General features: G+C 41.9%; 6 protein-coding genes and 1 pseudogene. 3 read left to right on the plus strand and 4 right to left on the minus strand.

Annotated features, from left to right (window positions below):
- The 4 genes and pseudogenes from HF974_04495 to HF974_04510 form a co-directional block, all read right to left on the minus strand.
- The coding region (locus HF974_04495; GenBank protein MBC2697600.1) for a flippase at positions 1-162 on the minus strand (162 nt) is incomplete at its 3' end.
- A 73-nt stretch (positions 163-235) separates the two neighbouring features.
- Positions 236-463, minus strand: a pseudogene (locus HF974_04500) (UDP-N-acetyl glucosamine 2-epimerase).
- Positions 464-525: 62 nt separating this feature from the next.
- Positions 526-1,653, minus strand: a complete 1,128-nt coding sequence (locus HF974_04505) for a glycosyltransferase family 4 protein (protein MBC2697601.1) — start codon at positions 1,651-1,653, stop codon at positions 526-528.
- A gap of 223 nt (positions 1,654-1,876) precedes the next feature.
- Positions 1,877-2,128, minus strand: a complete 252-nt coding sequence (locus HF974_04510) for a hypothetical protein (protein ID MBC2697602.1) — start codon at positions 2,126-2,128, stop codon at positions 1,877-1,879.
- A gap of 130 nt (positions 2,129-2,258) precedes the next feature.
- Here HF974_04510 and HF974_04515 point away from each other — a divergent pair, with 130 nt between their 5' ends.
- The 3 genes from HF974_04515 (at position 2,259) to HF974_04525 (ending at position 5,397) form a co-directional block, all read left to right on the plus strand.
- Positions 2,259-4,850 carry an oligosaccharyl transferase, archaeosortase A system-associated gene (locus HF974_04515; protein MBC2697603.1) on the plus strand — a complete coding sequence of 864 codons (2,592 nt, stop codon included), beginning with the start codon at positions 2,259-2,261 and terminating at the stop codon, positions 4,848-4,850.
- A 104-nt stretch (positions 4,851-4,954) separates the two neighbouring features.
- Positions 4,955-5,224 carry a BrnT family toxin gene (locus tag HF974_04520; protein ID MBC2697604.1) on the plus strand — a complete coding sequence of 90 codons (270 nt, stop codon included), beginning with the start codon at positions 4,955-4,957 and terminating at the stop codon, positions 5,222-5,224.
- Positions 5,225-5,229: 5 nt separating this feature from the next.
- Positions 5,230-5,397: a hypothetical protein gene (locus HF974_04525; GenBank protein ID MBC2697605.1), complete on the plus strand. Its 168-nt coding sequence runs from the start codon at positions 5,230-5,232 to the stop codon at positions 5,395-5,397.
- Positions 5,398-5,617: the final 220 nt, after the last annotated feature.

A 5,617-nucleotide genomic window follows, 5' to 3' on the forward strand; every position in this document is an offset into this window, starting at 1 on the left:
TGCAATTCCGTAGATAGTTGAGGTCATCCGGTACAAACCAAGGTCATCAGCACCGATATATCTCCCCAGAACCACAATTATCAAAAAGGCGATCAGCATGTTGATTGACGATGCTATGAACGTTATGCCTACATCAAATGCAAATCGTTTCGTTTCACTCAAATTGTCACACTCGGTTTAATTATTTATGGATTCAGTGGCAATATTGTCAAATAATTCAAATAATTTAATTGATTTAGGAAAGGAATGACCTCAACACCTCACACACCCTCTCACTCGCATTCCACATACCAAACGCATCACTCCTCCCATCAGCACCCTCAAACCCTTCAATTGCATCTACAATCAGACCATAATCCGCACCCACCAGCACATTCCATCCATCCTCCACAGTCTCCACCCACTCGGTGTTCTCCCGCATTGTCACACACGGCACGCCCAGCATATAGGCTTCCTTCTGGATGCTGCTTCTGCATGTTGAAACGATAAAACCGCAAGTCATTGTACTCATGGGTGACGTGATTTTCATGCTAGTTCCTCATACACTCTGAATAAACGTTTTTCCATATTCTCCCAGTTGTATGTTTCTTCAACTGCCCGACGGCCGTTCTCACCCATTTGTTTTGCTTCTTCCGGGTGTTCCAGAAGGGAGAGGATTGCATCTGATATTGCTTGAATATCAGTAGGATCAACAGCAAATCCACATTTCACTTCGTTTATTAACTTCGTATTGAATTCGAAATTACTCATTACCACAGGCTTACTCGAACCCATGTATTCAAAAAGTTTTACAGGGATTGCCAATTCATATCTCGGGTTTGGCTGCAATAATGCCACAGACAGTGATGCATTTTTTATATGATCAATAACGTTATCGTGTGCCACTTGCCCTACAAAAATAACATTATTCTCCAAATTATGTTCATGGCAGTAATCAAATATCATTTTTTCATAATCTGAACTAATAAAACCGCCTACAAATATAAGTTTTGAATCTGGAATCTTATTTAATACTTCTTTAAATGCTAATATTGTCTCTAATGTGCCCCTTATTTTTGTGAGCCCACCTACATAGATTACACTACCATCCAGATTCGATTCATCTGTTTTAGTATTTGTGAAAATATCAAGTTTTGGATAATTGTTTATTTCACATATCTTGCCATTAAGATCCTTAAATTTTGATGCTAGAACTTTATCTACAGTGATAATGTAATCTGAATATGAAGATAGTAATTTTTCACATAGATTAACAATGTTGAAAATTGGTTTATATGCAAATTTTGGAAATAATGAATTCTCTGCAATCAGGCCCGGATAATGTTCATGTACATCATATACCAATTTATTCCTTTTTAACAATTTAAGCAATGCACAAACAAACAACGATCCAGGTTCATGACAATGATAAACATCACAATCCTGACGTAATCCTGCAATAAAAACCCGCAGCATAGTAATTGGATGCAGTATTTTCGAATCTGGTTTTTTAACAGTAATTACATGTATTCCATCCACATTGTTCTTACTTGCAATATCTGATGGTGCGATCAACGTTACTGCATGTCCTGCTTTTAGAAGAGATTTTGATTCTTTATGGAATATTCTTGTGTCAAATGGTTGATGAACTGTGGTTAACATACATATTTTCATAAGTATCTCCATTTCATCTCTATTTATGTTTGTTATTCACCGCTTATTTTTCAGTAAAGGTTTACGTTAATATGGCACTGAATCTATAAAGAAACCTGCTTTTTTAATCACTTCACGTGAACACGAACATGCTGTGAAGTTGCTCAAAAAGATTAACACCGTATTTTTCATAATGATACGTGATAACTTCTAGATTATGATACTTCACAAAACATGTTTCTCTTCAATTCCAGACCTTAGCGCAGTCCAAGATGGTCGCATCGCTGCGGCAAACAATCTGTAAATGTCCATCTTCGTTGTACATTGGCTTGTGCCCGCACTTACTGTCGATAATACTTAGCTGCTGATGACCACAACCAATTCCAGTATCCAGAAAAGAGCCACCGCTGTTTGGGCTGTGGTGGCGCATGACAGAACATATTTGTGTTAATATTTGTTCATCTTTAAATCCTGCAATACTGTAGATTCTAAACATTTTTTCACGGCAACTCCATTAGTTTATATTTAAATCTTTCAAATATTCATTCAAAACATTTATTTACATTTCTATTATAGTATGGTGTCATTATAATTATATTTTCTTTGACTCATATGAGGAATATAAATTGACTGACAAAATAAACGATGTGCCTGATTCAAATTTAAGGGGAAGCTATATTATTAATTTTTTGTACAATAAAATTTCAATTTATACGCCATTAATTTTATTTATTTTCGGTATTAGCCTTTACATTCGCACTGTACTGCCATATGATGCCGTATTCAGAGGTGGTATAGTTGGATTCGCTGCCGATGATGCTGTATTCCACATGCGCCTCGTGGAAAATCTACTTCATAATTTTCCGCATAGAATATGGTATGAAGTATTCACACTGTACCCAACCGGTCAAACCCTGCATTTCGGCCCCCTCTGGACATATATGATAGCAATCACCTCATTAATTCTGGGAGCGGGTTCCCCAACTCTCGAACTGACACGAACTGTGGGTGCATATTTCCCAGGGATAATTGGCGCACTAATAGTATTCCCAATTTACTTCATTGGCAGGGACGTATTTGACAAGCGTGTCGGGCTGTTAGCTGCTTTCATGGTTGCAGTGATGCCAGGACAAATATTATCCCGTTCCATAATGGGTTTCTCAGATCACCATGCAGGCGAGGTGTTCTTCAGTGCTTTATTCCTCATGTTCTTCATTATGGCTGTCAAATCAGTCAAAGGTAAAGACATTTCACTGAATGACATCCAGAATAAGAACTGGAATAAATTAAAGCCTCATGTTATCATTTCCATCTTTGCCGGAATTACCTTTGGATTATATATGCTCCAATGGTCCAGTGGTGTATTCTTCGGCGGCATTGTTGCCATATTCATTGTTCTTCAGTACATCATAGACCACATGCGCGGAAGGTCTGTTGAAGGACTGTTTCTGGTGAGCTTTATTACATTCTTATCTGCTTTCCCCCTGGTGGTATTCTTTGTAGACCCATTGAATAGATTTTCTGCTGGCCGTTACTCCTACCTCCACATCCTAATCACCCTGGGCAGCGCCGTATTCTTCCTATTCTTAGGCTTATTATCCTTTAAAATAAGAGAAAAGAACATCGATAAAATCTACTACCCCCTCACCATAGCAGGCATATACGCCATTGGCCTGGTCATAGCAAAACTCTTCGTCCCGGGGATATTCTCAAGTTTTCAAAGATTCTTTTCCATCTTCCAGCCACACACAGGCGGCGGCCTCACCATCGCCGAAGCCTCACCCCCCACCCACCAGATGATCTTCGGCTATGCCAGCTACCCCAACAACTTCGGCGGCAGCTACCCCGGCATATTTGAGTTCGTTTCAACCTATTACATCGCCCTGCTCGCCATGGTAGCCATAGGAGCCCTCCTCATCTTCCGCAAATGGGAACCAGAGAAAGCCATGTTCCTCATATGGTGCATCACCATGTTCGCCCTCACAACAGCCCAAAATCGCTGGTTCTACTACTATTCAGTCAACGTGGCCATACTTTCAGCCTTCATCGGTATAGGAATTCTCGACATCGCAGGTCTGAAGGACATTTCAAGTAGATTCAGAACCCTGGTCTCAACCCCTCGCTCCCTCCAGGAATTCTTCACCTCAGACCTGCCCCGCCACCTGCTCACCGCCCTCGTAGTCGCTATCGTGATCATGGTGGTATTCCTGCCCAACTTTACTATCGCATCCCGCTCAACAGCCGACGGCACCATCGGTTCAGACTACTACCTGTGGCATGAATCCCTCACCTGGATGCGATACAACACCCCCGACCCGGGCCTGGATTTCGATGCCATATACGACCGCCCACCTGCAGGTGAGACATTCCAGTACCCTGACACCGCATACGGCGTCATGTCCTGGTGGGACTACGGCCACGTAATTACATACTTCGGCCACCGCATCCCCAACGCCAACCCCTTCCAGGCAGGCATCGGCGGAGGCACCAACCATGCCCCGGGCGCATCCACATTCTTCACAGCCCAGTCCGAGGAAGCTGCCGGTGAAGTGCTGTGGAACCTGGGGGTAAACAACAAATCCGGCTCCCGTTACATTATCAGTAATGCCTACATGGCCTATGCCATTCTGGATGTCATGGGCATCTGGGACGGGCACGACTGGACCGACTACCGGACGTGGGCCGTGATATCCGGACAGGAACAACCAATTTTCAAGCAATACTGGTACACCAGCATGGAAGGACGGCTGCACATCTTTGACGGGGACGCGCTAAAGCATTACAGGTTGGTGCATGAATCCCAGGCCAACCCCTATGTCCGCGGCGGTAATGAGGAAAAGAGATGCAAGGCACTATATAATATGTTATATAACGGCAATCTCCAGGTGGAGGATACCGGTTATGTTAAGATCTTCGAGTTCGTGAACGGTGCGACCATTAGCGGAAAAGCACCCGATGGCGCCACAGTTAAGATCTCCAATAGTATCATGACAAACCAGGGTCGGTTGTTCACATATAGGCAAACTGCAACTGTAGAGAACGGTACATATAGCTTTGTGGTGCCGTATTCCACACTGGGCCCCATACCGGATGAGACCAACTTTGATACCAGGCCCACCGGGCCATATACCATCACGGCAGTGGATGTATCAAAGACCGTGGACGTTGCGGAACAGGATGTATTGGACGGCGGAACGGTTACTTTGGATATAGCCTGACTGCTGCAAAAACCGATTATGGTCAGGTAGATTCCGGATTTTCAGGTCTACCTGTCTGATCATGTATAACATTTAAATATCCAAAACGTCAAGGCACTTGAATCATGGTTAATTGGAAGAACTTGGACTTAGAATTTGACAAGCATGCTTTCAAACATGGGATCAAAGATTATGAAATTGAACAAATTTTTAAAGGAAAGATTTATAAAAGAAAGATCTATTTCAACAAAGAGTTACGCTATCAGGTTATTGGTGAAGTGTTTGGTAGACTTATAATGGTTATCGCAGTATCATTAGGAAATGACAGACTTAAGGTATTCAGTGCAAGGATAGCTCCCGAATACAAAGAGATATATGATAACAAAGCAAAGTAATTATTATGAAACCTAAGAAATACGAAGCAAAAGATGAGGATGATCTCCTTAAGCTTATTGATGAGGACACTGATAAATTCAAGGGATGGGAAGGCCCCATAGAGGCAAATTTGAGATCAGTCCGTTATCTCCCAAAGAAAACTAAAAGAATAATTCGATCTGTAAATAAATAACTTATGCTTTGCCGAAAAAATAACTTTTCCAAGTTTATTCATACATTCTAACAATAAATCTGCGTTCATCTGCGTTTTCTTCTCTAAGATTTATCGCCTTATTTTTCCTCAATCCCTTAGGCAGTATCTCCGAACAATATGTCCACATGAGATAGCCCCCTCTATCCCAACTCACAAATATTTGAAAAGATGTGGACATACTATCGATGGCTCCCTGATG

It is taken from the genome of ANME-2 cluster archaeon (assembly GCA_014237145.1).
In the GTDB taxonomy this organism is placed as follows: domain Archaea; phylum Halobacteriota; class Methanosarcinia; order Methanosarcinales; family Methanocomedenaceae; genus Methanocomedens_A.